Genomic DNA, 26,697 nt, shown 5'->3' on the forward strand with positions numbered 1-26,697 from the left:
GGGTCATCGCCGGCTACGGCATCGCGTACGCGGTGTTGCTGATCACCGGCGCCCGGCTGGGGGAGCGGCACGGCTTCACCCGGCTCTTCCTGGCGGGCCTCGCGCTGTTCACCGCCGCCTCGCTGGCCTGCGGACTCGCGCCCTCGGTCGGCGCGCTGGTCGGCTTCCGGCTGCTCCAGGGCCTCGGTTCGGCGCTGATGGTGCCGCAGGTGATGAGCCTGATCCAGCGCACCTTCACCGGGGCGTCCCGGGTGCGGGCCCTGGGCGTCTACTCGGCGGTGCTGGCCGTCGGCGGCGTGACCGGCCAGGTCGTGGGCGGCGCGCTGGTCAGCGCCGACCTGTTCGGCTGGGGCTGGCGCCCGGTCTTCCTGGTGAACGTCCCGATCGGGCTGGCGCTGCTGCTCGTCGGGCACCGGCTGCTGCCGTCCGTCGCGGGGGAGCGGACGCGGCGGCTCGACCTCAAGGGTCTGGTGCTGCTGGCCGCCGCGATCGGCGCGCTGGTGGTCCCGCTGGTGCTCGGCCACGACGAGGGCTGGCCGGTCTGGTGCTGGGCGCTGCTCGCGGCCGGTGCGGCGCTGTTCGTGCTGTTCGTGTTCGTCGAGCGCGGCGTCGCCGCCCGGGGCGGCCACCCGCTGATCCACGCCCGGGTGCTGCGCAGCCCCGGCCTGGCCCCGTCGGCGGCCGCGCTCTTCCTGGTGATGACCGGTGTCGCCGGTTTCTCCTTCGCGCTCGCCCTGCACCTGCAGGCCGGACTCGGCGCGAGCGCGCTGCGCAGTGGCCTGACGGTGGCCCCGACCATGCTGGGCTTCGGTGCGGCCGGACTGTGGTGGCGGCGCCTGCCGGAGCGTCTGCACCGCACGCTGCCGCTGTTCGCACTGGTGGTCGGAGCGCTCGGGTTCGCGGTGGTGGGCCTGCTGGCCCGGGACGGCGGCGCCGTCTCCTGGACCCAGCGCGCCGCGCTGCTCCTGGTCGGGATCGCCGGCGGCTGCGCCTACAGCCCCCTGTTCGCCCGCGCGCTCGGTCGCGTCGAGCCGGAGCACGCGGCGGACGCCAGCGGCGTCATGGTCACCGTGCTCCAGCTGGGCCAGGTCGTCGGCGTCGCGGCCCTCGGCACGCTCTTCCTCTCCCGGGTCACCGCTTTCCACGGTTCGAGCCCCGTCGCGGGCCCGGCGGCGTCGGGATCGGCGCTGGCGGTGACGCTCGGCGCGGTGGCCGCGCTGATGCTGGGCGCGGCCGTGCTGGTCAGGGCGGTGCGCGGCGCCCTGGCGTGAGCGAAACGGATTGGTCGGCAGCCTCGTGGAACGTGTACAGTAAGGGCACGTCGCCACGAGGCGCGCGGGGCTGTAGCTCAGTTGGTAGAGCGCTTGCATGGCATGCAAGAGGTCCGGGGTTCAATTCCCCGTAGCTCCACAGCAGGCTCGAGGGCCGGTATCCGGATCGGATACCGGCCCTCCGGCATTTCCGGGGCCGGGCGGCGGACGTCGTAGGAACACACGTCCGACCGTGACAACAACCCGATCTGATGAATAATCAGTCAATCATCGGAGCGATCGGCGGCAACCGTGCTCCGGAGGCTCTCTCGCTGCGCATCCTCCCCTCGATCGCGTACCGACTCGGTGCGCAGACGAGAGAGGTGTTCCTGCCATGCGTCCCACCAGGAGGCCCCTGGCGCTGACCGCGGCCCTGCTCTGTGCCGCGCTCACGGCCGCCGCCGCGCTCCCCGGCGGCGCCGCCGCCGCCGACCGCACCCGCCCGGACCGGGTCCCGCTGCCCGGCTCTGCCCCCGTCTGGACGGCCGCCCCCGCCGCCGACCAGGGGCTGGTGCCCCGCACGGCGAAGGTCGAGGCCCGCGTCTACCTCGCCGGCCGCGCCCGCCAGGCGCTCGCCGCCGAGGCGAAGGCCGTCTCCGATCCACGATCCAGCCGGTACCGCAATTTTCTGACGCCCGACCAGATCCGGGCGCGCTTCGCCCCGTCCCGGGCGCAGGTCGCCGCGGTCACCTCCTGGCTGACCGGCGCCGGCTTCCGCGTCGTCCAGAGCAACAGCCACTACCTCACCGTCCAGGGCGACGCCCAGGCCGCGTCCCGTGCCTTCGGCGCGCACCTGCACGCGTACCGGAAGAACGGCCACGTCTACACCGCGCCCGACGGGCTCACCACCATCCCCGCCTCGGTCGCCGACGACGTGCTGGCCGTCACCGGCCTGGACTCCTCCCCGCACCAGGCCCACCACGGGGAGACCCTGCCCGGCCCTGCCAACGCCTTCGTCAACGCGCCGCCGACCTCCGCGTACTACGGCCAGCAGGCCGCGAGCACGCTGCCGAAGGCCTACGGCCGGGTGATGCCGTACGTGACCAAGGGCTACACCGGCAAGCAACTGCGCTCCGCCTACGGCGCGACCGCGACCGGCCTCACCGGCGCCGGCGTCAAGATCGCCGTGGTCGACGCCTACGACTCGCCGACCCTGGCCGGCGACCTGAACCAGTACGCGTCCGCGCACGGTGACGCGGCCTACAGCGACGGCCAGCTCACCCGCGTCGACGCGGCCACCTGGACCCACACCGCCGCCCCCAGCGCCGCCGCCCCCGACGGCTGCGGCGCCAGCGGCTGGTACGGCGAGCAGACGCTCGACCTGGAGGCCGTCCACGCCATGGCCCCCGCCGCGAACCTCACCTACGTCGGCGCGGCCTCCTGCGGCGACGCCGACCTGATCGACGCGCTCAACAAGGTCAACGACGGGCATCTGGCCGACATCGTCAGCGACAGCTGGGGCGAACCGGAGCTCGCCAGCGACCCCGCGATGGACCCGGTCTACGACAAGATCTTCATGACCGGCGCGGTCGAGGGCATCGGCTACTACTTCTCCAGCGGCGACGGCGGCGACGAGAAGGCGGCCACCGGCCGGACGCAGACCGACATGCCGGCCTCGCTGCCGTGGGTGACCGCGGTCGGCGGCACGGCCCTGGCGGTCGGCGCGAACGACCAGTACCTCTTCGAGACCGGCTGGGGCACGGACAAGGCTCCGCTGGCGGCTTCCGGCACCTCCTGGTCCACCCTCCCCGGCGCGTTCACCGCCGGCGCGGGCGGCGGCACCAGCTCGCGCGTCGCCCAGCCCTCGTACCAGAGCTCCGTGGTGCCGGGCACGCTCGCGAACGTCTTCGGCAAGCCGCACCGCGTGGTCCCGGACATCGCGGCCGTCGCCGACTCCAGCACCGGCTTCCTCGTCGGCCAGACGCAGACCTTCCCCAACGGCAGCGTCGCCTACAGCGAGTACCGCGTCGGCGGCACCAGCCTCGCCGCGCCGGTGATCGCGGGCATCCAGGCCCTGGCCCAGCAGGAGGCCGGCGGCCCGCTCGGCTTCGCCAACCCGGCCATCTACGGCCGCTACGGCACGCAGGCGCTGCATGACGTCACGGACTTCCCGTACGGCAAGAAGGTCCAGCTGGCGGTCGTCCGCGTCGACTACCGCAACAACGTCGACGCCACCGCGGGCACGGTCACCACGCTGCGCGCCCTCGGCCACGACTCGTCGCTCCACGCGACCCAGGGCTACGACGACGTCACGGGCGTCGGCTCGCCCGCCCCGGGCTACATCCCGTCCTACGGCCCGAACGGCGGCGCCCTGACGGCCCGCTAGGGCCGTTCAGCGGCGCGAGGCTCGCTCCCGCAGGCAGTCGCACCTCCCGCCCTCAGGGAGTGCGACTCCTGCGGGAGCCCGGAGTGCCCGCCTGCTACCCTTGCGGCATGCGAACCGCGCGCCTGCTCCTTAGCCGGCCGCGCTGACACGGACCGGCCTGTTCGAAGAGACGTTGGCCGGAGTCAGCGTGGCGACCCCTCATGGACGAGGGGTCTTTTCGTTTTCCGGCGCAAAAGCACCCTTCCGAGCTGGCACCCCTGGAGTCTGAGGACGATGAGCGAGAGCACCTCCGAGGCGGCTGCGGCCGCTCCGTACCGGTACACCCACGCCCTGGCGGCGCAGATCGAGGCCCGTTGGCAGGACCGTTGGGAGAAGGACGGCGTCTTCGCCGCCCCGAACCCGGTCGGGCCGCTGGCCGAGGCCGGCGACAGCGGCGCAGCCTCTCAGCCGCACGCGTTCATCATGGACATGTTTCCGTACCCGTCGGGCGCCGGCCTGCACGTGGGGCACCCGCTGGGGTACATCGCGACCGACGTGTACGCCCGTCACCTGCGGATGACCGGCCACAACGTGCTGCACACGATGGGCTTCGACGCCTTCGGCCTGCCGGCCGAGCAGTACGCGGTGCAGACCGGCACGCACCCGCGGGTGACCACCGAGGCGAACATCGCCAAGTACCGGGAGCAGCTGCGCAGCCTGGGCCTGGGCCACGACCTGCGGCGCTCGATCTCCACGATCGACCCGTCGTACTACAAGTGGACCCAGTGGATCTTCCTGCAGATCTTCAACTCCTGGTACGACCCGGAGGCGCAGGCCGCCCGCCCGATCACCGAGCTGATCGAGAAGTTCGAGTCCGGCGCGGTGGCCACCCCGGACGGCCGGGCCTGGTCCGCGCTGACCCCCGCCGAGCGCGACGAGCTGCTGGGCGAGTACCGCCTGGCCTTCGTCAAGCAGGCCCCGGTCAACTGGTGCCCGGGTCTGGGCACCGTGCTGGCCAACGAGGAGGTCACCGCCGACGGCCGGTCCGAGCGCGGCAACTTCCCCGTCTTCAAGGCCAATCTGCGCCAGTGGATGATGCGGATCACCGCCTACGCGGACCGTCTGATCGACGACCTGGACCTGCTGGACTGGCCCGACGCCATCAAGCTGCAGCAGCGCAACTGGATCGGCCGCTCCGAGGGCGCCAAGGTCGACTTCAAGGTGCACGGCAGCGAGGGCGACGCCGCCATCACCGTCTTCACCACCCGCCCGGACACCCTGTTCGGCGCCACCTACATGGTGCTGGCGCCCGAGCACGAGCTGGTCGAGTCGATCGTCCCGGCCGCCTGGCCGTCCACGGATCTGCCCGCCGAGTGGACCGGCGGCTACGCCACGCCCACCGAGGCCGTGGCCGAGTACCGCCGTCAGGCCGCCGCCAAGTCGGACGTGGAGCGCCAGGCCGACGCCAAGACCAAGACCGGCGTCTTCACCGGCTCCTACGCGGTCAACCCGGTCAGCGGCGAGCTGGTCCCGGTCTTCATCGCCGACTACGTGCTGATGGGCTACGGCACCGGCGCGATCATGGCCGTCCCGGCGCACGACAGCCGCGACTTCGCCTTCGCGCGCGCGTTCCGGCTGCCGATGCGTTGCGTCGTCCAGCCGTCCGACGACCGCGGCACCGACCCGTCGACGTGGGACGACTCGTTCGACTCCTACGACGCCGCCATCGTCAACTCGGCCAACGACTTCGTCTCGCTGGACGGCCTGGGCGTCGTCGACGCCAAGAAGGCCATCACCGACTGGCTGGCCGCCCAGGGCATCGGCGCGGGCACCGTCAACTACAAGCTGCGCGACTGGCTGTTCAGCCGTCAGCGGTACTGGGGCGAGCCGTTCCCGATCGTCTACGACGAGGACGGCGTCGCGCACCCGCTGCCCGCCTCGATGCTGCCGGTCGAGCTGCCCGAGATCGAGGACTACTCGCCGCGCACCTTCGACCCGGACGACGCCGACACCCAGCCCGAGACGCCGCTGTCGCGCGCCGAGGAGTGGGTCAACGTCACCCTGGACCTGGGCGACGGGCCGAAGCAGTACCGCCGTGAGACCAACACCATGCCCAACTGGGCCGGTTCGTGCTGGTACGAGCTGCGCTACGTGGACCCGGAGGACGACACCGAGGTCGTCAACCCGGTCAACGAGGCCTACTGGATGGGCCCGACCGAGGTGAAGAAGGCCGGCGGCGCCGACCTGTACGTCGGTGGCGCCGAGCACGCCGTGCTGCACCTGCTGTACGCGCGCTTCTGGCACAAGGTGCTCTTCGACCTGGGTCACGTCAGCTCCTGCGAGCCGTTCCACAAGCTGTTCAACCAGGGCATGATCCAGGCCTACGTCTACCGCGACGAGCGCGGCTTCCCGGTCCCGGCCGCGGAGACCGAGGAGCGCGACGGCGTCTGGTACTTCGAGGGCAAGCCGGTCAGCCGCGAGATCGGCAAGATCGGCAAGTCGCTGAAGAACGTGGTGGCGCCGGAGGAGGTCACCGGCGAGTACAGCGTGGACACGCTGCGCCTGTACGAGATGGCGATGGGCCCGCTGGACGTCTCGCGTCCCTGGGACACCCGCGCCGTCGTCGGCTCCTTCCGCTTCCTGCAGCGGCTGTGGCGCACCGTCGTCGACGAGGAGACCGGCGAGGTCGTCGTCACCGACGAGACGCCGGACGAGGAGACGCTGCGCGCGCTGAACCGGGCGATCGACGGCGTCCGGACCGACATGGCGAACCTGCGCTTCAACACGGCGGTCGCCAAGGCCACCGAGCTGAACAACTTCCTGGTCAAGCGGGGCTCCACGCCGCGCGTGGTCGCGGAGCAGGCGGTGCTGCTGGTCGCCCCGCTGGCCCCGCACATCGCCGAGGAGCTGTGGGAGAAGCTGGGCCACCAGGAGTCGCTGACCCACGCCCAGCTGCCGGAGGCCGACCCGGCCTACCTGGTCGAGGACTCGGTGACCTGCGTCGTCCAGATCAAGGGCAAGGTCCGCGCCCGCCTGGAGGTGCCGCCGGCCATCGGCGACGCCGAGCTGGAGAAGCTGGCGCTGGCCGATCCGGCGATCGTGGCCGCGCTGGGCGGGGCCGAGGTGCGCAAGGTGATCGTCCGCGCGCCGAAGCTGGTCAACATCGTCATCTGATCCGGTGCGGGCTCGGCTTTCTTTGAAACCGTGAGACCGGAAGGGACGGGTCCGCCTGTCCCTTCCGGTCTTCCGGCAGGTAACCTCCAGGCCATGTCCGTCGCCATCCTCACCGACTCCACCGCGTACCTTCCGGAGGAGGCGGTGGCCCGCTACGGGATCTCGGTCGTCCCGCTCAGCGTGGTCATCGGCGGCGAGGCCCTCGCCGAGGGCACCGAGATCTCCCCGGCCGAGGTGGCCGCCGCGCTGCAGCGCAGGACGCCGGTCACCACCTCGCGGCCGAACCCGGAGGCGTTCGCCTCGGCGTACCGCGCGGCGGCCGAGGCCGGCGCGACCGAGGTCGTCTCGCTGCACCTGTCCGCCGCGCTCTCCGGCACCTACGAGGCGGCCCTGCTGGCCGCCGAGGAGGCGCCGCTGCCGGTCCGCGTGGTCGACACCCGGATGGTCGGCATGGCGCTCGGCTATTGCGTCCTGGCCGCCGCCGAGACCGCCCGCACCGGCGGCACCGCCGACCAGGCCGTCGAGGCCGCCACCGCCCGCGCCAAGGGCACCGCGGGCCTCTTCTACGTCGACACCCTGGAGTACCTCCGCCGCGGCGGCCGGATCGGCGCCGCCCGCGCGATGCTCGGCTCGGCGCTCGCGGTCAAACCGCTACTGCACCTGGCGGACGGTCAGATCCAGCCGCTGGAGAAGGTCCGCACCGCAAGCCGGGCCATCGCCCGTCTGGAGGAGCTCGCGGTGGCGCACGCGGGCGCGCACGAGGTGGACCTGGCGGTCCATCACCTCGCCGCCCCCGACCGCGCCCAGGCCCTGGCCGAGCGGCTGCGCGAGCAGGTGCCGCGGGTGGGCGAGCTGGTCGTCTCCGAGGTCGGCGCGGTCATCGGCGCGCACGTGGGCCCCGGGCTGCTGGCCGTGGTCGTCTCGCCGCGCTGAGCCGCCGTCGCGTCGGTCCGCCCGGTCCGTGTACGACGTGGGTTGACCGCCGTCCCGGTGGGCATCCTCCGGGCAGGTGGGTCCCGTGGGGTAAGCGGGACGCACGGGAGGAGGCAAGCCATGGCGTTCGCCTGCCCTGGCTGCGGAATGGCCGAACAGGTCGTCAAACTCGACCACTACTACCTGGCCCTGCCGGACGGCAGCGCGCTGAAGTCCTCGTTCGCGCCGCCCGCGACCCGTGCGGCGAGCTACGGGGTGCCGCTCGTGGTCGCGGCGGCGGGGGCGTTCTTCGTGATCGACGACGCCCGGGTGCTGGGCCTGCTGCTCCTGCTCACCGCGGGGGTCGTCGCGTTCGTGGTCTCGCGGGGCGTCGACGAGGCCCGCAGGGCGCGCGCGAGCTGGGAACGGCAGATGTTCTGCCGCCACTGCGCGATCTGCTTCCTGCCGGAGACGGGGCCGGAGTAACCCCTGCGGGTGAGCCGGTTTTCCACAGGGCCGGGTTGTCCACAGACCGTCCGTTCGCCTGGGACGCGTGTGCGGGTCGGCTCCTAACGTCGGGCGCATGCGAACCGCCTTCACCCCTGCGGCCCGGGCCCGTCGCGAGGCGACGACGGCCCTGGTGCGCCACCGCGTCGACACCCTCTTCGGCCCCCAGGAGCGTTTCCGACCGGCCGCCACCACCGCGACCACCGCGGCGGCGGTGTCCACGGCCGTCCTGCCCGAGATCACCGCCGCGTTGCCGGTGGCCACGCTGCCCGCCGCCGCGCCCGATCCGCCGCCGGGGCGTCCGGCCTTCGCCTCCTCCCTCGGGCTCGCGCTGAGGGAGCGCTGGGACCTCGACCGGCGGGCGCTGCTCGGGCTCGCCGTGCTGCTCGTGCTGGCGCTGGGTTACGGCGTCCAGCACTTCTGGGCCGGCCGGCCCGAGGCCGTCGCCGTCCCCGCCCCGGCCGTGGAGGGGACGGCCGCGGTGGGCACCGGGTCGCCCTCGCCGGGCTCCTCCGGCGGTGCGTCGTCGGCGGGCGGTCCCGCGCCGGGCAGCACGGCCATCGCCGCGCTCGTCGTCGACGTCTCCGGCAAGGTGCGCAACCCCGGCCTGCGGACGCTACCGCCCGGCTCCCGGGTCCAGGACGCCCTCAACGCGGCCGGGGGGCCGCTCCCTGGCACGGATCTGACAGGGCTCAACCTGGCCCGCAAGGTCAACGACGGCGAGGAGATCATCGTCGGCGGCCCGCCCCCGGGCGGCCCGGCCGGCGCGGCCCACGCCTCCGGCCCGCTCAGCCTCAGCTCGGCCACCGCGGCCCAGCTCGACGCCCTGCCGGGCATCGGCCCGGTGCTCGCCCAGCGCATCATCGCCTTCCGCGAGCAGCACGGCGGCTTCCAGTCCGTCGACCAGCTCCGCCAGGTCCCGGGCTTCGGCGAACGCCGCCTGCAGGACCTCCGCGCCCAGCTCCGGCCATGACGGCGCCGGACGCCGCGCCGCCCGGCGCGGCCCGTCCCGGCGGCGCGGAGGCGAGGCCGTTGGACGTGCGGTTGGTCGGGCCCGCGGCCCTGGTGTGGGGGCTCAGCGCCGCGCTGGTGTCGCTGCGGGGCGCGTACAGCGGGTGGGTGCTGGGCGGCGCCGCCGTCTGCGCGGTCGTCGGGCTGGGGCTGCTGCTGGGCCGCGTGCGACCGCGGCTCCTCGCGGCCTTGGTGCTCAGCGCCGCCGCGGCGGCGCTCAGCACCGGGCTGGCCGGGGTGGCGCTCAGCCGTGGCCCCGTCCCGGCGCTGGCCCGCTCCGGCCGTCCGGCCGAGCTGCGGCTCACCGTCACGACGGATCCGCAACGCCGCGCCACCGACGGGACCACGGTGCTGCGCGCCGTCGTCGACGGCGTCGCGGGGACGGCGACCAGCTCGCCGGTCCGGGTGGTGGTGCGCGGCCCGGCGGCGGGGGAGTGGCTGCGGCTGCTGCCCTCGACGCGGGTCGCCCTGACCGCCCGCGCCCGTCCCGTCGGCCCCGACGGCCCGCCGGGCGTCGTCGCGACGCTGCTGACGACGGATCAGCCCCGGCTGCTCGCGCCGCCCGACGCGTTCCAGCGCGCGGCGGGCGCGCTCCGGGCCGGCCTGCGTCGCGCGGTCGCACCACTGCCCGAGGACGAGCGGGCGCTGCTGCCCGGCCTGGTCGACGGCGACACCAGCGCCATGACGCCCGAGCTCGACGAGGCCTTCGTCGCCACCGACCTCACCCACCTGACGGCGGTGAGCGGCTCCAACCTGTCGATCATGATGGTGCTGCTGATCGGCCGCGCCTCCCGCGCCCGCACCCCGGAGCGCGGCGGCCTCGCCGCCCGCCTCGGGCTGCCGCTGCGCGGCGCCGCCGTGGCCGGCGCGCTGCTGACCGGGGCGTTCGTGGTGCTGTGCCGGCCGGACCCGAGCGTGCTGCGGGCCGCCGCCACCGGCCTGGTGATGCTGCTCGGCCTGGCCACCGGGCGCCGCGGCAGTCCGCTGCCCGCCCTCGCGGGCGCAACACTGGTGCTGATCCTCGCGGACCCGGCGCTGTCCCTCTCCTACGGGTTCGCCCTCTCCGCGCTCGCCACCGCCGGGCTGGTCACCGTCGGGCCGCGCTGGTCCGAGGCGCTGCGCGCGCACGGCTGGCCCCACCGCCTCGCCGAGGCGGTCGCCGCCGCGGCCGCGGCCCAGGCCTGGTGCGGGCCGCTGCTGGTGCTCCGTTCGGGCCGGCTCTCGCTCGTCGCGATCCCCTGCAACCTGCTCGCGGAGCTCTGTGTCGCCCCCGCCACGGTGCTCGGCTTCGCCGCGCTCGCGGTCGCGCCGCTGTGGCTGACGGGCGCGCAGTGGATCGCCCGGGTCGCCGCCGTCCCGGTCTGGGCGCTCATCCAGGTCGCCCGCCTCGGCTCGGCGCTGCCCGGCGCGGAGATCGACTGGCCCGTCGGCTGGCTCGGTGCCGTCCTGCTCATCACCGTCACCTGCGCGCTCGTCGCCGCCGCGGCCTGGCTGCGGCGTCCCCTGATGGCCGTCTTCCTGACGCTCTGTCTGCTGCTGGTGCTGCTACGGCCCCCGCCGCTCGCCCGGCTCGCCACGGGCTGGCCGCCCGTCGGCTGGCGGCTCGTCGCCTGCGACGTGGGCCAGGGGGACGCCCTGGTGCTGTCGCCCGGCGGAGACCCGGCCACCGCGATCCTCGTCGACGCGGGCCCCGACCCCCACGCCGTCGACGGCTGCCTGCGCGCCCTCGGCGTCACCACGCTCCCGCTGGTGATCCTCACCCACGACCATGCCGACCACGTCGAGGGCCTGCCCGGCGTCCTGCACGACCGCCACGTCGGCGCGGTGGAGACCACCACGGTCGACGACCCGCCCACCGAGTACGCCCGGGTCCGCCGCTGGACCGCCGAGGCGGGCGTGCCGCTGATCCGCGCCACCCGCGGCGAGCAGCGGGCGCTGGGGGCGCTGCGATGGGAGGTGCTGTGGCCGCCGGACCCCGCCGGAGACCACGTCCCGCCCGGACCGAACAACGCCTCGGTGGCGCTGCTGGTCACCCTGCCGGGCCTGCGGATCGCCCTGCTGGGCGATCTGGAGCCGCCCGCCCAGCAGCGGCTGCTCGCCGCGCTGACCTCGCTGCCGGGCCCGCATGGCGTCGACGTGCTCAAGGTGGCGCACCACGGCTCCGCCAAACAGGACCCGGCGCTGATCACCGCGCTCCGGCCGCGCCTCGCGCTGATCTCCGTCGGCCAGGGCAACCGGTACGGCCATCCGGCCCCCACCACGCTCCGGCTGCTCCGCTCGCTCGGCACCACCGTGGTCCGCACCGACCAGCAGGGGGACCTGGCGGTCCTCACCCCCGACGGAGCACTCGCCGTCGCGGTGCGCCGGGGCTAGTCGATAATGGCCGGGTGACCACGACGAGTGACCAGATCGACCACTACGTGCTGGTGCTTCCCGACCGCGACGCGGCGGAGGCACTGTCGGCGCAGCTCACCGCGGCGCACCCCGGCCTCCCGGAGCCGGAGCTCCACCGCGAGGCCCTGGCCGGCGAGGACGACGCGGAGGACGCCCAGTGGCTCGTCGTCCTCGACCCGCCGCTCCCGATCACCCTCTCCGTCGCCGACCTGCGGGACCTCGTGGCCGAGTACGACGGCTGGCTGGAGGACTTCTAGGCCGCACCGGACCGCAGCTGATCGGCGTCTGGGGCGGCGGCTGTCCGGTTGCCCCGTCCGTCGCTGTCACTCCCGGCGGATAGGGTGGTTCGCGATGGCCAGGAAACCCTCCGAAGACCTGCTCTCCCCGCTGACCCTGATCGTCGGGCAGGAGGAGCTGCTGCTCGATCGTGCCGTCGCGCAGACCGTCGCCGCGGCCCGCGCGGACGACCCGGACACCGACGTGCGCGACCTCGCCCCTGGCACACTCCAGCCCGGCATGCTGAGCGAGCTGACGAGCCCTTCGCTCTTCTCCGAGCGCAAGGTCATCGTCGTGCGCGCGGCGCAGGACGCCGGAGCGGACGTGGTCAAGGAGCTCAAGGCCTACATCGAGGACCCGGCCCCCGATGTCCTGCTGCTCCTCGTCCACGCCGGCGGCGCCAAGGGAAAGGCGCTGCTGGAGGCGGGCAAGAAGGCGGGCGCGCGCGAGGTGGCCTGCCCCAAGCTGACCAAGCCCGCGGAGAAGCTCGCCTTCGTCCGGGCGGAGTTCCGCGGTGCCGGCCGCTCCGCCAGCGAGGACGCCTGCCGGGCCCTGCTGGACGCCGTGGGCGGCGATCTCCGCGAGCTCGCGAGTGCGGCGAGCCAGCTCGCCGCGGACACCGAGGGCACGATCGACGAGACCGTCGTCGCCCGCTACTACACCGGCCGCGCCGAGTCGACGGGCTTCCAGGTCGCCGACCTCGCGGTCACCGGCCGCACCGCCGACGCGCTGGGCCAGCTGCGCTGGGCGCTGGCCGTGGGGGAGAAGCCCACCGGCATCGTCTTCGCGCTCGCCTCCGGCGTCCGCGCGATCGGCCGCGTCGCGACCGCGGACCGGTCGCTCCGTCCGGCGGATCTCGCCCGCGAGCTCGGCATGCCGCCGTGGAAGATCGACCGCGTCCGCCAGCAGCTCCGCGGCTGGACCGGCGACGGCGTCGCGACCGCGCTCCGCGCCATCGCTGACGCGGACGCCGCGGTCAAGGGCGGCAGCGGCGACCCGGCGTACGCGCTGGAACAGTGTGTGGTGGCTGTGTCTCAGGCGGCCCGAGCGAGGTAGTGCAACAACAGAAAGGCCCCGCCTTCCCCGAAGGGAGTGGCGGAGCCTTTCCGTCAGCTTCAGCTACTGCAGCCCACCCGCGTGGCGAACGCAGGCCGCGTGGGCTGCTGGGTTGTGCGGCTCGACCGGGGCGTTTGAGAGGGAACGCGGCCCGGCGAGCGGTCGATCAAGGAGTTCAGCCCTTGAGCGCGTCAACCTTGGTGGCCAGCGCGGACTTCTTGTTCGCGGCCTGGTTCTTGTGGATGACGCCCTTGCTGACGGCCTTGTCCAGCTCACGGGACGCGACACGGGCCAGCTCGTCGGCCTTCGCGAAGTCGCCGGCCTCGACGGCCTCACGGGTCTTGCGGATGGCCGTCTTCAGGGAGGACTTGACAGCCTTGTTGCGCTGACGAGCCTTCTCGTTGGTCTTGATGCGCTTGATCTGGGACTTGATGTTCGCCACGAATGAGCCTCAGTCTGAGTTGATTCTTCTGGGATCGCGTCGGCGCCGAGCCAGGTTAGAGGGCATGGCACAGCACAGACACGGTGGTCCACGATACCAGACGGCCTCACACCGCCGACTCGCCGAAGTGTTCGACCAGCGGGAAGGGGTCGTAGAAGTGGTGCAGCAGCTCACGCCACCGCTCGTACTCCGCGGACCTGCGGAATCCCTCGGTGTGGTGCTCCAGCGTCTCCCACTCCACCAGCAGCAGGAAGCGTGACTCGCGGCCCGGGTCCACGCAGCGGCGCAGCTGCACCGAGCGGAAACCCGGCTGGCAGGCGATCAGCGGACGGGCCTGGGTGAACGCGGCGAGGAAGCTCTCCTCCTGGCCGGGGCGGACGTCGAGCAGCGCGGACTCCATGATCATGGGCCAGGATTCTGCACCAGCGCTGGGCCATGGGACGATGGGTGGGAAAAACCCACGTCCCGGCCGATCAGAAGAACTGGATCCTTAGTGTCCGCCATGCCGTCCAACGTTCCGGAGCCCAGCAACACCGACCCGGCGCTGATCCGCAACTTCTGCATCATCGCCCATATCGACCACGGCAAGTCGACCCTTGCCGACCGGATGCTGCAGATCACCGGTGTGGTCGACCCCCGGCAGATGCGTGCGCAGTACCTGGACCGGATGGACATCGAGCGCGAGCGCGGCATCACCATCAAGTCGCAGGCCGTGCGGCTGCCCTGGGCGCCGCAGACCGGCCCCGGCGTCGGCAGCACGCACATCCTGAACATGATCGACACTCCGGGCCACGTGGACTTCACCTACGAGGTCTCCCGCTCGCTGGCCGCCTGCGAGGGCACCCTCCTCGTGGTCGACGCCGCGCAGGGCATCGAGGCGCAGACCCTCGCCAACCTGTACCTGGCGCTGGAGAACGACCTCACGATCATCCCGGTGCTCAACAAGATCGACCTCCCCGCCGCGCAGCCGGACAAGTACGCGGAGGAGATCGCGCACATCATCGGCTGCGAGCCGAGCGACGTGCTGCGCGCCAGCGCGAAGACCGGTCTCGGTGTCGAGGACATCCTGGACGCGGTCGTCGAGAAGATCCCGGCCCCGGTCGGCGTCAAGGACGCCCCGCCGCGCGCGATGATCTTCGACTCGGTCTACGACCCCTACCGCGGCGTGGTCACCTACGTCCGTGTCGTCGACGGTCAGCTGAACAAGCGTGAGCGCATCGCGATGATGTCGACCGGCGCGACCCACGAGCTGCTGGAGATCGGCGTCATCTCGCCGGAGCCCAAGCCGTCCCAGGGGCTCGGCGTCGGCGAGGTGGGTTACCTGATCACCGGTGTGAAGGACGTCCGCCAGTCCCGCGTCGGTGACACCATCACCTCGATGCACAAGGGCGCCACCGACCCGCTGGGCGGCTACAAGGACCCGAGGCCGATGGTCTTCTCGGGCCTGTACCCGCTGGACGGCTCGGACTACCCGCTGCTGCGCGACGCCCTGGACAAGCTGCGCCTGAACGACGCCGCGCTGGTCTACGAGCCGGAGACCTCGGTCGCGCTCGGCTTCGGTTACCGCTGTGGCTTCCTCGGCCTGCTGCACCTGGAGATCATCCGGGAGCGCCTGGAGCGCGAGTTCAACCTCGACCTGATCTCCACCGCCCCGAACGTGGTCTACCGGGTGATCATGGAGGACGGCACGGAGCACACCGTCACCAACCCGAGCGAGTTCCCGACCGGCAAGATCTCCGAGGTCTACGAGCCGATCGTGCGCGGCACCATCCTCGCCCCGAACGAGTTCGTCGGCGCGATCATGGAGCTGTGCCAGGCCCGCCGCGGTTCGCTGCAGGGCATGGACTACCTCTCCGAGGACCGCGTCGAGATCCGCTACAACCTGCCGCTGGCCGAGATCGTCTTCGACTTCTTCGACCAGCTGAAGTCCAAGACCCGCGGCTACGCCTCGCTCGACTACGAGCCCATCGGCGAGCAGAGCGCCAACCTGGTCCGCGTGGACATCCTGCTCCAGGGTGAGCAGGTGGACGCCTTCTCCGCGATCGTCCACCGCGACAAGGCCTACAACTACGGCGTGATGATGGCCGGCAAGCTGCAGAAGCTGATCCCGCGCCAGCAGTTCGAGGTGCCGATCCAGGCGGCCATCGGCTCGCGCGTCATCGCCCGAGAGACCGTCCGCGCGATGCGCAAGGACGTCCTCGCCAAGTGCTACGGCGGTGACATCTCCCGTAAGCGGAAGCTGCTGGAGAAGCAGAAGGAAGGCAAGAAGCGCATGAAGATGGTCGGCCGCGTGGAGGTCCCGCAGGAGGCCTTCATCGCCGCGCTGTCGACCGACGAGGGCGCGGCCGCAGCGGACAAGAAGAAGTAGCCGCAGCCGCAGCGAAGGTGAGGCCCCCGCAGGTGATACCTGCGGGGGCCTCACCTTTGTCCGTAGTTTCACGTGATTGCGGTAATCTCCCGGGTGCCGAACGGGGGGTCGAACGTTCGGGGCGGACGGAAACTGACGGGGGACGGGGACAGGACATGACGCAGCAGGACGGCTTCTCGGATCCCAGAATGTTCGGCTCGGTCGGCCTGGACCGCCTCGGTGCGAAGCCGCTGCGCCCGACCGACCCGCGACGGGTCGGTCCCTATACCAACATCGCCGTCCTCGGTGGCGGTGGCATGGGTCGCATCTACCTGGGCCGCGCGGCCGACGGACCGTCAGAGCTCGCCGCCGTCAAGGTGATCCGGCCCGAGTACGCGGAGGACGAGGGATTCCGGCGCCGCTTCGAGCGCGAGTCCGCGGCGCTCGCCCGCGTCCGTGGCGAGCAGGCCGCGGTGCTGCTCGGCAGCGGTTACGACGGCGACCTGCTGTGGATGGCCACCGAGTACATCCCCGGACCCAGCCTCTCGGAGGCCGTCACGGGCTCCGGACCGCTCGGGGCGACCGGCGCCTGGCGGCTCGCGCTCGAACTCGCCCAGGCCATCGCGGCGATGGAGCGGGTCGGCGTGGTCCACCGCGACATCAAGCCGTCCAACGTCATCCTCGGCCCGGCCGGCTGCCGGGTCATCGACTTCGGCATCTCGCAGGCCGCGGACACCAGCGCCATCACCACCACCGGCCAACAGGTCGGCACGCCCGCCTACATGTCGCCGGAGCAGGTCCGCGGCCAGGCGGTCGCGACCTCCTCCGACCTGTTCGCCCTCGGCTCCGTCCTCGCCTACGCGGTCACCGGTACCGGCCCGTTCGGCGACGGCACCACCGTGGACGTGCTGCACCGCGTCGCCTTCGAGGAGCCGAAGCCGGAGGTGCTGGACCGGGTCGAGGAGGTCGACCCGCAGCTGGCCGAACTGGTCCGCGCCTGCCTCAACAAGGACGCGTCCGCTCGCCCGACCGCGCCCGACGTCGCCGAGCGGGCCGTGCTGCGGCAGGTCGCCGCGCCGTGGTCGCCGGAGCTGGGCGCGGCCATCATGGCCCGGGTCGAGGTGGCCCTCGCCGTGCGGGCGCTGCCGCTGCCCACTCTGGAGACGCCGCCCGCGCCGATGGCCGACGGCGGCACGATGATGCTCGGCCGCAGCGCCGGTCCCGCCGGGACGGCCGCGACGCCCACCCAGACGTCGATGTCCACGCCGACCCCGCAGCCGCCGTACATGCCGCAGACGCCCCCGACGGCCCACGTGCCGATGCAGGGGCCTGTCCGGCCGACTCCGCCGACCGTTCCCGTCTTCCCTCAGCAGGCCGTGCAGCAGCCCGCCTATGTCTCGATCACCCCGGACGTCGCGGCCGCGCAGCCCGAGGAACGGCGTCGTGGCGGTCGCGGCGTGTTGCTGGCCGTCGCCGCGGTCGTCGCCGTGGCCGCGCTCGCCGGCACGGCGATCGCCCTCACCGGTGGCTCCAAGCCCGGCTCCCACACCAGCGCGCAGCAGGGCAGCGGCAGCGTGGACGCCGCCTCGGGCACGCCGAGCGCGAGCGCCTCCTCGGCGGCGGCGTCCGCGACGGGCGTCGCCTCGGCCCCCGCGACCACCGCGGCGGCCCGTCCGGGCACGTCCACGACCCCCGGCGCGCAGCCCCACGGCGGTGCGACGACCCCGGGCGCCGCCCAGACCACCCCGGCCGGCTCCCAGACGACGCCCTCCGCCCCGCACTCCTCGGCTCCGCCGCCGCCGACCACGCCGGGTTGGGAGAAGGCGTGCCCGTTCTACACATCCGGCACCACCCTGACCGTTGAGAACCAGAACAACGTGCGGGTCACGGAGGTCCAGTGCCTGCTGCAGTACCACGGCTACAGCGTTGGCAGCTCCGGTGTGGACGGGCAGTTCGGGCCGGAAACGCTCGCGGCGGTCAAGAGCTTCCAGTCCGCCCACGGGCTGCAGAACGACGGCCAGGTTGGTCCGTTGACGTGGGGAGCGCTTCGTACCGGCTGAGGTCTAGCGCGGCTTTCGGCCCGACAGCGCGAGCGCCCGTTCGAACGCGGGGGCGTCGGCGGCCACCGGCAGTGCCTCGGCGAAGCCGTCGTACTGGCGGAACATCTCCGCCCACTGCTCGACCTGCGCCAGCACCGCCGCGGCGGTCGCCTCGTCCAGGGCGTAGGTCTGACCGGAGCCCTGCGCGGCCTCCCAGCCGTGGAGGGTGAACTCGAGCAGGACCATGCCGGCGATCGCCGACGCGGGGACGGCCGAGTCGCCCATCGGCATGTCCCGCTCCCACACGGCCGGGTCCGACCACGCCGCGAGCGCCTTGTCGACCTGCTGCGCGTACGCCTCCGCCCAGCCCGGCTCGGCGGTGAAGTCGCGCTCGTACCACTCCGCGGGCACGGCGCCGCCCTCCGCGCGGAGCGCGAAGTTGTGGGCGGTCCACAGGATCAGGTGGTTCACGACCGCGCGCAGGTCCCACTCGGCCGACGGCGTCGCCGCGCCCAGCGCGGCCGGGTCGACGCCGCGCACGACGCGGACGGTCTCGGTGGCGGCCGCACGGAGCGGGCCGTACAGGTCGGGAAGTTCGGGCTTGTCGTTCATGGTCACGACGGTACGGGCGGCGCGGGGTGAGGTCTTGAAGAAACGCGACACGCATAGGGTGACGGACATGGCGGAGCGGGAGTCGGGCGTGGGACCGCGCGGTGTGCTGCACCCGGAACAGGGCGCGAGCCGGTTCACGGTCACGACCGCGCCGCCGGGTCCGGCGCTCGCGCCGTACGTGGAGTACCACTGGATCGTCCGCTGGGACGTGACCGGGCAGCCCCCGTACGAGTCGCGGGTGCTGTCGCACCCGAACGTGCACCTGGTCTTCGAGCCCGCCGGGCCGCTGCTCTACGGCGTGATCCGCGGCGTCTACACCAGGCGGCTGGTCGACGCGGGGCAGGTGCACGGCGTCAGGTTCCTGCCTGGCGGCTTCCGGGTGTTCGCCCCGGGCCCGGTCCAGGAGCTCACCGACCAGGTCCTCCCGGCCGCGCGGTTCTTCGGCGAGGAGGCCGACGCGCTCTGCCCGCGGGTCCTCGCCTGCCCGGAGACGGACGCGATGGTCGCGCTCGTCGAGGGCTTTCTCGCGGAGCGCCTGCCGGCCGAGCCGGATCCTTCCCCAGCCCTCGGCCGGGGGTACCCCCATGCGGCGCAGGTCGCGGCGGTCGTGCGGGAGATGACGTCCGACCACACCCTGGTCCGGGTGGAGCAGGTCGCCGAGCGCTTCGAGCTCTCCGTGCGGACGCTGCAGCGCCTGTTCGCCGAGTATGTGGGCGTCTCGCCGAAGGCGGTGCTGCGCCGCGCTCGTCTGCACGAGGCGGCGCAGCGCGCCGACCACGGTTCGGTCGACTGGGCGGCTCTCGCCGCCGACCTCGGCTACAGCGACCAGGCCCATCTGACCCGCGACTTCACCGCGGTCGTGGGCGTGTCCCCGTCCCGCTACGCGCGGGGCGAGCGCTGATCAGGCCGCTCCGGCCGACGGGCGCGCGTGGATGACGAGTTCCAGGCCGCCGCGGACCTGATCGCCGCGGTGCGCGAGGCCGTCGGCCCACCCGTGGTTTCAGCCCAGCGCGAGCGCCTGGACCCTCGTGATGTCGCCGTTGAACTTGTCGTGGTCGCCGACGTACGGGCCGGAGTCGGTGTACTGCCACATCGTGTAGTAGCCCCAGCCCGCCGGCAGCGTGCCGGGGGAGCCGTTGTAGTTGGCGATCCAGAGCGGGTCGTTGGCCGCGAACCCGCCGTAGTTGCCGGTGCACTGGCTCCACCAGGAGGTGGCGGTGTAGATCACCGCCCAGCGGCTGGTGCGGTAGTGGTACTCGTTGATGAAGCTCGCGATCCAGTTGACCATCCCGCTCTGGGACAGGCCGTAGCAGGAGGCCCCGTAGGGGTTCCACTCGATGTCGAGCACGCCGGGCAGCGTCTTGCCGTCCTTGGACCAGCCCCCGCCGTGGTTGACGAAGTAGTCCGCCTGGGCGGCGCCGGAGGTCGTGTCCGGGGTGGCGAAGTGGTAGGCGGCCCGGATCATGCCGACGTTGTAGGGCCCGTTGTACTGCTGGGCGAAGTCCGGGTTGGTGTAGTAGGTCCCCTCGGTGGCCTTGGTGTAGGCCCACCGGACGCCGCTGTTCCACAGCGTGGTCCAGTCGACGTTGCCCTGGTAGCTGGAGACGTCCACGCCCTCGGTCTGGGTGACCAGCGGCAGCGCCGGGCCGAGGCCGCCGCCTCCGTGCGCGCGCACGCCGATGCCCATGTAGGCGTCGCCGCGCGGGAGTTTGGCCGATGCGGCCGCCTGGGCCGCCTGGGCGGACGTGGCGTCGCGGGAGGTTGCCTGGGCGGGGGCGACCGGGATCGCGGCCGCCAGGCCGAGCGCCGTGAGCAGGGTCGCGGCGGTGGTGAGTCTGCGGGGGAGAGATCGGGAGTTCATTGCGTCGCGCCTCCGTGTTGTCCTCGTGCTGGACGGCAAAGGGCTTGCGAGAACGCTGAACTGACGGCTGCACACCCGGGTTGTCACAGCCATGCCACAGGAATGCTACGCATGTAGACCCGAATCGCGAAAGAGCTTGCAGGCAATTGCGACGAAGTCCTGCACGACCGGATCGTCGTCGCTTCCGGGCGGCCGATCTAGCCTGAGCGGATGCCGACCGATCAGGACCCGCCGCGCAACCCGCTGCTCGATCCGCGACTGGCCGGGGCCGGTGGACTGCTGGTCACGGCGGCGGCAGTGGCGTTCCTGCTGACGCAGGCCACACACCACGACCCGACACCCGCTCCGACGACGCCGAGCGCGTCGGTGACCGCGCGGAGGTAGCCGGAACGGCCGGTGGCCGCTCCCCGGGCGGGGAGCGGCCACCGGCCTTCGGAGGCGAGGGTCAGTCGACCTCCGCCACCGCCTGGGCGAACTGCGCCTTGTAGAGGCGGGCGTAGGCGCCGTCCTGCTCCAGCAGGGAGGCGTGGTCGCCCTGTTCGACGATCGCGCCGTTCTCCATCACCAGGATGGTGTCCGCGTCGCGGATCGTGGAGAGGCGGTGCGCGATGACGAAGGCGGTGCGGCCCGCGCGCAGCTTGGCCATCGCGCGCTGGATCAGCACCTCGGTGCGGGTGTCGACGGAGCTGGTCGCCTCGTCCAGGACGAGGATCGTCGGCTCGGCGAGGAACGCCCGCGCGATGGTGATCAGCTGCTTCTCGCCCGCGCTGACGCCGGTGCCCTCGTCGTCGATGACGGTGTCGTAGCCGTCCGGCAGGGTGCGCACGAAGCGGTCGACGTGGGCGGCCTTCGCCGCCGCGACGATCTGCTCGCGCGTCGCCCCCTCCGAGCCGTAGGCGATGTTGTCCGCGATGGAGCCGCCGAACAGCCAGGTGTCCTGCAACACCATGCCGATGTGGCCGCGCAGCTCCTCGCGGTTCATCGCCGCGACGTCGACGCCGTCCAGCGTGATCCGGCCCGCCGTCGGCTCGTAGAACCGCATCAGCAGGTTGACCAGGGTGGTCTTGCCGGCGCCGGTCGGGCCGACGATGGCGACCGTGTGGCCGGGGTCGGCCAGCAGCGAGAGGTCCTCGATGAGGGGCTTCTCCGGGTCGTAGCGGAAGGCCACGTGCTCGAACTCGACCTGCCCGCGCACGATCTCGGGACGCTCCGGCGCGGCCGGCTCGGGCGACTGCTCGTCCGCGTCCAGCAGTTCGAAGACGCGCTCGGCCGAGGCGACGCCGGACTGCACCAGGTTGGCCATGGCCGCGACCTGGGTCAGCGGCTGGCTGAACTGCCGCGAGTACTGGATGAACGCCTGCACGTCACCGATCGACAGCGCGCCCGAAGCGACCCGCAGGCCACCCACGACCGCCACGATGACGTAGTTCAGGTTGCCGATGAACATCATCGACGGCTGGATCAGGCCGGAGATGAACTGCGCCTTGAAGCTGGCCTGGTAGAGCTTCTCGTTCTCGGCGTCGAACTGCTCCGCGGCCTCCTTCTGGTGGCCGAAGACCTTGACCAGGGAGTGGCCGGTGTACATCTCCTCGATGTGCGCGTTCAGCTTGCCCGTGGACTTCCACTGCTGGACGAAGTTCGGCTGCGCCCGCTTGCCGACCTTGGCCGCCAGCACCGCCGAGGCGGGGATGGAGACCAGCGCGATCAGGGCCAGCAGCCAGGAGATCCAGAACATCATGGTCAGCACGCCGACGACCATCAGCAGCGAGCTGATGATCTGCGACATGGTCTGCTGCAGCGACTGCGCGATGTTGTCGATGTCGTTGGTGACCCGGCTCAGCACCTCGCCGCGCGGCTGCTTGTCGTAGTAGCTGAGCGGCAGTCGGGCCAGTTTGTCCTCGACGTCCGCGCGCAGCCGGTTCGCGGCGCGCTGGACGGCCACGTTGGCCAGGCGCGCCTGGATGATCCCGCACAGGCCCGCGACCAGGTAGATCAGGGCGACCCAGAGCAGCACGGTGCCGACCGCGCCGAAGTCGATGCCCTTGCCGGGGGTGAAGTGGACCGAGGACAGCATCTGCTGCTGCTGGTGGTTCAGGTGCGCGTTGAGCGCGGCCGGGTCGGTGCCCGCCGGGATCTTCTTGCCGAAGACCCCGCCGAGGATCAGGTCGGTCGCGTGGCCGAGCACCTTGGGGCCGACCACCGAGAGCGCGACGCTGACCATGGCCAGCGCCAGCACCCCGATGATGAGCGGGCGTTCGGGCCGCAGCCGGCCCAGCACGCGCTTGCCCGAGGCCTTGAAGTTCAACGACTTCTCGGCCGGCTGGGCGCCCATCCAGCGGCCCGGACCCGCCCCCGCGCCCGGACGGCGGCTTGCCGCCGCCTTGGCTTCGTCGCCGCCGGAGCTCATGCCGCCTCCTCCTCGGTCAGCTGAGACAGCACGATCTCTCGGTACGTCTCGTTCACGTCCATCAGTTCACGGTGCGTGCCCTCGCCGACGACCTGGCCCGCGTCGAGGACGATGATGCGGTCGGCGTTGCGGATCGTGGAGACCCGCTGCGCCACGATGACCACCGTCGAGTCGCGCGTCTCGCGCCCGAGCGCGGCGCGCAGCCGGGCGTCGGTCGCGTAGTCGAGCGCGGAGAAGGAGTCGTCGAAGAGGTAGACCTCCGGCTTGCGCACCAGCGCGCGGGCGATGGCCAGACGCTGGCGCTGGCCGCCGGAGACGTTGGTGCCGCCCTGCGCGATCGGCGCGTCCAGGCCCTCGGCGAGTTCGGAGACGAAGTCCTTGGCCTGCGCGGTCTCCAGGGCCGCCCACAGCTCCTCGTCCGTCGCGTCCGGGTTTCCGTAGCGAAGGTTGGAGGCGACGGTGCCGGTGAACAGGTAGGGCTTCTGCGGGACCAGGCCGATCGACTTGGCGAGCACCGACTCGTCCAGCTCGCGCACGTCCACGCCGTCGACGAGCACCGAACCGTCGGTGACGTCGGAGAGCCGCGGGATCAGGTTGACCAGGGTGGTCTTGCCGGATCCGGTTGAGCCGATGATCGCGGTGGTCTCGCCGGGCCGGGCGGTGAAGGAGACGTCCCGCAGCACGGCCGCCTCGGCGCCCGGGTAGCGGAACTCGGCGCCGCGCAGCTCCAGGAAGCCGCGGGCGGAGAGCTCGCGGACCGGGCTGGCCGGCGGGACGACGGTGGTCTCGGTGTCGAGCACCTCCATGACGCGTTCGGCGCAGACCTCGGCGCGCGGCACCATCATGAACATGAAGGTGGCCATCATGACCGACATCAGGATCTGCATCAGGTAGCTGAGGAACGCCGTCAGTGCGCCGATCTGCATGCCGCCGCTGTCGATCCGGTGCGCGCCGAACCACATGACGGCCACGCTGGAGAGGTTCACCACCAGCATGACCAGCGGGAACATCAGCGCCATCAGCCGGCCCACGCGCAGGCCGACGTCGGTCAGGTCGTCGTTGGCGCCGCGGAAGCGGGTGCGCTCGTGGGTGTCCTTGACGAAGGCGCGGATCACGCGCAGGCCGCTGATCTGCTCGCGCAGCACGCGGTTGACGGTGTCGATGCGCTCCTGCATGGAGCGGAAGAGCGGCCGCATCCGGCTGACCGTGAAGCCGATGATCACGCCGAGGATCGGCACGATGACGATCAGCAGGCTGGAGAGCGGCACGTCCTGGTTGAGCGCCAGGATGATGCCGCCGACGCACATGATCGGCGCGGAGACCATCAGCGTGAAGGTCATCAGCACCAGCATCTGCACCTGCTGGACGTCGTTGGTGCTGCGGGTGATCAGCGAGGGGGCGCCGAATTGGCCGACCTCGCGCACGGAGAACGACTGGACCCGGTTGAAGACCGAGGCCCGGATGTCCCGGCCCAGCGCCATCGCGGTCCGGGCGCCGAAGTAGACGGCCCCGACGGAACAGATCACCTGAGCCAGCGAGACGCCGATCATGATCCCGCCGGTGGACAGGATGTAGCCGGAGTCGCCCTTGATGACGCCGTTGTCGATGATGTCGGCGTTGAGGGTGGGAAGGTAGAGGGTCGCGATCGTCTGGACCAGCTGGAGCAGGACCAGCAGGGCGATCGGCCTGGAGTACGGCCCCAGGTGGGCGCGCAGGAGTCGGATCAGCACAACGGATCTCTCAGGAGGAGATGAGCTGGTGGGTGGAGGTTGTGAAGGTATCTGCGTACACCGTACCCGGTTGCGCGGGCGCGGGCCATTGATTTAGCGGGGCGCCATGGTACGAAGCTTACCTGCCGCCCGGCAAGCCAGCGGGGCGCGGTCAATTCACCCCCTTACGCCCGAGGCCCGAACGTCCTAATCTGATCGTTGCCCGCTGGTTACTCGTGAGTTAAACAGTGGGTCTGAAGTGACGCCCGCAGTCTGCCCCCTTCGCAGACGGCCACCGTCCACCCCCAGTCAGCCCCGCCGTCCGCACCGCATGAGCCCCCGGCCGCCCCACACCGGCCGAGCGGGCACCGGAGGTAGTCGTGAGCTTGAAGCCCCTCGTCGCCGAGCCCCTGCTGGACAACCGCCCCGAATCCGTGGCGCAGCTCTTCCTCGCCCGTGTGGCGGCCACGCCGGACCGGGTGGCCTACCGCTACCCCGTGCCGGTCGACGAGCACGCCGCCGACGGTGCCCCGGGCGCGGAGCAGTGGCGCTCGATGACCTGGTCGCAGGCGGCCGAGCGGGTGGGCGGCATCGCGGCCGGCCTGATGAGCCTCGACATCGTGCCCGAGGAGCGGGTCGGCATCTCCTGCTCGACCCGGATCGAGTGGATCCTGATCGACCTCGGCATCATGTGCGCCGGCGCGGCCGTCACCGCCGTCTACCCGAGCACCAACGGCGAGGAGACCGCGTTCATCCTCTCCGACTCGGGCAGCCGCGCGCTCTTCGTCGAGGACGACAAGCAGCTGGCCAAGGTGCTCGGCGTGCTGGACCAGACCCCGGAGGTCCGGGTGATCGTCACCGTCGACGGCAGCAAGCCGGAGCCGGGCGCGGAGCCCGCCGGTGTCGAGGTGCTCTCGCTCGCCGAGCTGGAGGAGCGCGGCGTCGCCTACCTCAAGGAGCACGCCGACGCCGTCACCTCGACCGTCGCAGCGCTCCAGCGCGAGCAGTTGGCCACCCTGATCTACACCTCCGGCACCACCGGCCGCCCCAAGGGCGTCCGCCTGGTCCACGACTGCTGGGCCTACCAGGCCGCGGCGCAGTCCTCGCTCGGCCTGACCGACGACACCGACGTGCAGTACCTGTGGCTGCCGCTGTCGCACGTCTTCGGCAAGACGCTGACCTCCGGTCACATCCAGCAGGGCTCGGTCATCGCCGTCGACGGCCGGATCGACAAGATCATCACCAACCTGCCGCTGGTCCAGCCGACCTACATGGCGGCCGCGCCGCGCATCTTCGAGAAGGTCTACAACGGCATCGCCGGCAAGGCCCGGGCCGAGGGCGGCGCCAAGTACAAGATCTTCATGTGGGCGGCGGGCGTCGCCCGCCAGTACGCCGAGACGGCGCAGAAGAACGAGATCCGGACCGGCTCGCGCACCGTCCCCTTCCCGCTGCAGGCCAAGCACGCGGTGGCGGACAAGCTCGTCTACGCCAAGATCCGCGCGGCGTTCGGCGGGCAGCTGCGGGCCTGCGTCTCCGGCTCGGCCGCGCTCGCCCCGGACATCAACTACTTCTTCTCCGGCGTCGGCGTGCACATCCTGGAGGGCTACGGCCTCAGCGAGACCAGCGCCGGCTCCACGGTCAACCCGGGCGAGAGCTACCGCGTCGGGACGGTGGGCCGCCCGCTGCCCGGCACCGAGGTCCGCATCGCCGAGGACGGCGAGATCCTGCTGCGCGGCCCCGGCGTCATGCGCGGCTACCACAACCAGCCGGAGAAGACCGCCGAGGTGCTGGAGGCCGACGGCTGGTTCCACACCGGCGACATCGGCGAGCTGGACAAGGACGGCTTCCTGCGGATCACCGACCGCAAGAAGGACATGTTCAAGACCTCCGGCGGCAAGTACGTCGCCCCGAGCGAGGTCGAGGGCCGGTTCAAGGCGGTCTGCCCGTTCGTCAGCAACATCATGGTCATCGGCAACGGCCGCAACTTCTGCGCCGCGCTGATCACCCTGGACGAGCCGGCGATCATGCAGTGGGCGTCCACCAACGGTCAGGCGGGCAAGTCCTACGCCGAGGTCTGCGTCTCGTCCGAGACGCACCAGCTGATCTCCGGCTTCGTGGACCAGCTCAACGGTGGGCTGCAGCGCTGGCAGACGATCAAGAAGTTCACCGTCCTGCCGCGCGACCTCGACATCGAGCACGGCGAGCTCACCCCGAGCCTGAAGGTCAAGCGCCCGGTCGTGGAGCGCGAGAACGCCGAGCTGATCGAGGCGATGTACGCGGGCTCCCGCGAGGCCTGACCTTTTTTGGGGGGAGGGGAGGGCGTAACGGACAATAG

General features: G+C 72.1%; 20 protein-coding genes and 1 tRNA gene. 15 read left to right on the forward strand and 6 right to left on the reverse strand.

The genetic code is table 11. The features are described 5' to 3' along the window. The 10 genes from DN069_RS08340 to holA form a co-directional block, all read left to right on the forward strand. A partial coding sequence (locus DN069_RS08340; protein WP_111500218.1) for an MFS transporter occupies nucleotides 1-1,271 on the forward strand: 1,271 nt, incomplete at its 5' end. Between the two features lie 66 nt (nucleotides 1,272-1,337). Then, nucleotides 1,338-1,410 (forward strand) — tRNA-Ala (locus tag DN069_RS08345). Between the two features lie 234 nt (nucleotides 1,411-1,644). Further along, entirely contained in the window at nucleotides 1,645-3,636 is a 1,992-nt protein-coding gene (locus DN069_RS08350) for a S53 family peptidase (protein ID WP_111500219.1), read from the forward strand. A 273-nt stretch (nucleotides 3,637-3,909) separates the two neighbouring features. Then, a complete protein-coding gene (gene leuS / locus DN069_RS08355) occupies nucleotides 3,910-6,789 on the forward strand; it encodes a leucine--tRNA ligase (protein WP_111500220.1) in 2,880 nt (959 codons plus the stop codon). Between the two features lie 93 nt (nucleotides 6,790-6,882). Then, on the forward strand, nucleotides 6,883-7,722 hold the full coding sequence (locus DN069_RS08360; protein ID WP_111500221.1) for a DegV family protein: 840 nt from the start codon (nucleotides 6,883-6,885) through the stop codon (nucleotides 7,720-7,722). A 120-nt stretch (nucleotides 7,723-7,842) separates the two neighbouring features. Next, on the forward strand, nucleotides 7,843-8,187 hold the full coding sequence (locus DN069_RS08365) for a hypothetical protein (RefSeq protein WP_133259857.1): 345 nt from the start codon (nucleotides 7,843-7,845) through the stop codon (nucleotides 8,185-8,187). Nucleotides 8,188-8,284: 97 nt separating this feature from the next. Next, the gene (locus DN069_RS08370; protein ID WP_207892089.1) at nucleotides 8,285-9,181 is read left to right on the forward strand and encodes a ComEA family DNA-binding protein; all 897 of its coding nucleotides are present in this window, start codon (nucleotides 8,285-8,287) and stop codon (nucleotides 9,179-9,181) included. After that, nucleotides 9,178-11,592 carry a ComEC/Rec2 family competence protein gene (locus tag DN069_RS08375; protein ID WP_111500223.1) on the forward strand — a complete coding sequence of 805 codons (2,415 nt, stop codon included), beginning with the start codon at nucleotides 9,178-9,180 and terminating at the stop codon, nucleotides 11,590-11,592. The genes DN069_RS08370 and DN069_RS08375 overlap by 4 nt, the downstream gene beginning before the upstream one ends. A gap of 14 nt (nucleotides 11,593-11,606) precedes the next feature. After that, nucleotides 11,607-11,870, forward strand: coding sequence for a hypothetical protein (locus DN069_RS08380; protein ID WP_111500224.1), 264 nt, complete (start codon nucleotides 11,607-11,609; stop codon nucleotides 11,868-11,870). Between the two features lie 94 nt (nucleotides 11,871-11,964). Beyond that, entirely contained in the window at nucleotides 11,965-12,945 is a 981-nt protein-coding gene (gene holA, locus DN069_RS08385; RefSeq protein WP_111500225.1) for a DNA polymerase III subunit delta, read from the forward strand. A 175-nt stretch (nucleotides 12,946-13,120) separates the two neighbouring features. Here holA and rpsT read toward each other — a convergent pair whose 3' ends face one another. Both rpsT and DN069_RS08395 read right to left on the reverse strand, forming a co-directional pair. After that, entirely contained in the window at nucleotides 13,121-13,387 is a 267-nt protein-coding gene (rpsT, locus tag DN069_RS08390; protein ID WP_111500226.1) for a 30S ribosomal protein S20, read from the reverse strand. Between the two features lie 106 nt (nucleotides 13,388-13,493). Further along, the gene (locus DN069_RS08395; protein WP_111500227.1) at nucleotides 13,494-13,793 is read right to left on the reverse strand and encodes an antibiotic biosynthesis monooxygenase family protein; all 300 of its coding nucleotides are present in this window, start codon (nucleotides 13,791-13,793) and stop codon (nucleotides 13,494-13,496) included. An 87-nt stretch (nucleotides 13,794-13,880) separates the two neighbouring features. Between DN069_RS08395 and lepA the strand changes: the two genes are divergently transcribed. Continuing rightward, the gene (gene lepA / locus DN069_RS08400; protein WP_279387883.1) at nucleotides 13,881-15,755 is read left to right on the forward strand and encodes a translation elongation factor 4; all 1,875 of its coding nucleotides are present in this window, start codon (nucleotides 13,881-13,883) and stop codon (nucleotides 15,753-15,755) included. Nucleotides 15,756-15,910: 155 nt separating this feature from the next. After that, nucleotides 15,911-17,794, forward strand: coding sequence for a serine/threonine-protein kinase (locus DN069_RS08405; RefSeq protein WP_111500229.1), 1,884 nt, complete (start codon nucleotides 15,911-15,913; stop codon nucleotides 17,792-17,794). A gap of 3 nt (nucleotides 17,795-17,797) precedes the next feature. Here the strand turns inward: DN069_RS08405 and DN069_RS08410 are convergent, their stop codons facing one another. After that, nucleotides 17,798-18,385 carry a TIGR03086 family metal-binding protein gene (locus DN069_RS08410; protein WP_165845424.1) on the reverse strand — a complete coding sequence of 196 codons (588 nt, stop codon included), beginning with the start codon at nucleotides 18,383-18,385 and terminating at the stop codon, nucleotides 17,798-17,800. 67 nt (nucleotides 18,386-18,452) lie between these two features. On the opposite strand from DN069_RS08410, the gene DN069_RS08415 reads away from it, so the two are divergent. Continuing rightward, nucleotides 18,453-19,286, forward strand: a complete 834-nt coding sequence (locus tag DN069_RS08415) for a helix-turn-helix domain-containing protein (protein WP_111500231.1) — start codon at nucleotides 18,453-18,455, stop codon at nucleotides 19,284-19,286. Nucleotides 19,287-19,385: 99 nt separating this feature from the next. On the opposite strand, the gene DN069_RS08420 is transcribed toward DN069_RS08415, so the two are convergent. Then, on the reverse strand, nucleotides 19,386-20,246 hold the full coding sequence (locus DN069_RS08420) for a lysozyme (RefSeq protein WP_111500232.1): 861 nt from the start codon (nucleotides 20,244-20,246) through the stop codon (nucleotides 19,386-19,388). A 210-nt stretch (nucleotides 20,247-20,456) separates the two neighbouring features. Between DN069_RS08420 and DN069_RS39935 the strand changes: the two genes are divergently transcribed. Next, nucleotides 20,457-20,630 carry a hypothetical protein gene (locus tag DN069_RS39935; protein ID WP_165845425.1) on the forward strand — a complete coding sequence of 58 codons (174 nt, stop codon included), beginning with the start codon at nucleotides 20,457-20,459 and terminating at the stop codon, nucleotides 20,628-20,630. Between the two features lie 61 nt (nucleotides 20,631-20,691). On the opposite strand, the gene DN069_RS08425 is transcribed toward DN069_RS39935, so the two are convergent. Together DN069_RS08425 and DN069_RS08430 are read right to left on the reverse strand one after the other, a co-directional pair. Continuing rightward, the gene (locus DN069_RS08425; protein ID WP_279387884.1) at nucleotides 20,692-22,653 is read right to left on the reverse strand and encodes an ABC transporter ATP-binding protein; all 1,962 of its coding nucleotides are present in this window, start codon (nucleotides 22,651-22,653) and stop codon (nucleotides 20,692-20,694) included. Continuing rightward, nucleotides 22,650-24,383, reverse strand: coding sequence for an ABC transporter ATP-binding protein (locus DN069_RS08430; RefSeq protein ID WP_111500233.1), 1,734 nt, complete (start codon nucleotides 24,381-24,383; stop codon nucleotides 22,650-22,652). Before DN069_RS08430 ends, DN069_RS08425 begins: the two co-directional genes overlap by 4 nt. Before the next feature lie 359 nt (nucleotides 24,384-24,742). On the opposite strand from DN069_RS08430, the gene DN069_RS08435 reads away from it, so the two are divergent. Next, on the forward strand, nucleotides 24,743-26,659 hold the full coding sequence (locus tag DN069_RS08435; RefSeq protein ID WP_243639006.1) for an AMP-dependent synthetase/ligase: 1,917 nt from the start codon (nucleotides 24,743-24,745) through the stop codon (nucleotides 26,657-26,659). Nucleotides 26,660-26,697 lie beyond the last annotated feature (38 nt).

Origin of the sequence: Streptacidiphilus pinicola, from assembly GCF_003258295.1 — a bacterium.
In the GTDB taxonomy this organism is placed as follows: Bacteria; Actinomycetota; Actinomycetes; order Streptomycetales; family Streptomycetaceae; genus Streptacidiphilus; species Streptacidiphilus pinicola.

Bases quoted from the DNA above. Each gene is read 5' to 3' on its own strand.
- DN069_RS08350 (WP_111500219.1), top strand. From the start codon at position 1,645: ATGCGTCCCACCAGGAGGCCCCTGGCGCTGACCGCGGCCCTGCTCTGT.
- DN069_RS39935 (WP_165845425.1), top strand. From the start codon at position 20,457: ATGCCGACCGATCAGGACCCGCCGCGCAACCCGCTGCTCGATCCGCGA.
- DN069_RS08415 (WP_111500231.1), top strand. From the start codon at position 18,453: ATGGCGGAGCGGGAGTCGGGCGTGGGACCGCGCGGTGTGCTGCACCCG.
- DN069_RS08405 (WP_111500229.1), top strand. From the start codon at position 15,911: ATGACGCAGCAGGACGGCTTCTCGGATCCCAGAATGTTCGGCTCGGTC.
- leuS (WP_111500220.1), top strand. From the start codon at position 3,910: ATGAGCGAGAGCACCTCCGAGGCGGCTGCGGCCGCTCCGTACCGGTAC.
- DN069_RS08370 (WP_207892089.1), top strand. From the start codon at position 8,285: ATGCGAACCGCCTTCACCCCTGCGGCCCGGGCCCGTCGCGAGGCGACG.
- DN069_RS08375 (WP_111500223.1), top strand. From the start codon at position 9,178: ATGACGGCGCCGGACGCCGCGCCGCCCGGCGCGGCCCGTCCCGGCGGC.
- DN069_RS08420 (WP_111500232.1), bottom strand. From the start codon at position 20,246: ATGAACTCCCGATCTCTCCCCCGCAGACTCACCACCGCCGCGACCCTG.
- holA (WP_111500225.1), top strand. From the start codon at position 11,965: ATGGCCAGGAAACCCTCCGAAGACCTGCTCTCCCCGCTGACCCTGATC.
- DN069_RS08360 (WP_111500221.1), top strand. From the start codon at position 6,883: ATGTCCGTCGCCATCCTCACCGACTCCACCGCGTACCTTCCGGAGGAG.
- DN069_RS08410 (WP_165845424.1), bottom strand. From the start codon at position 18,385: ATGAACGACAAGCCCGAACTTCCCGACCTGTACGGCCCGCTCCGTGCG.
- DN069_RS08425 (WP_279387884.1), bottom strand. From the start codon at position 22,653: ATGAGCTCCGGCGGCGACGAAGCCAAGGCGGCGGCAAGCCGCCGTCCG.
- DN069_RS08395 (WP_111500227.1), bottom strand. From the start codon at position 13,793: ATGATCATGGAGTCCGCGCTGCTCGACGTCCGCCCCGGCCAGGAGGAG.
- DN069_RS08365 (WP_133259857.1), top strand. From the start codon at position 7,843: ATGGCGTTCGCCTGCCCTGGCTGCGGAATGGCCGAACAGGTCGTCAAA.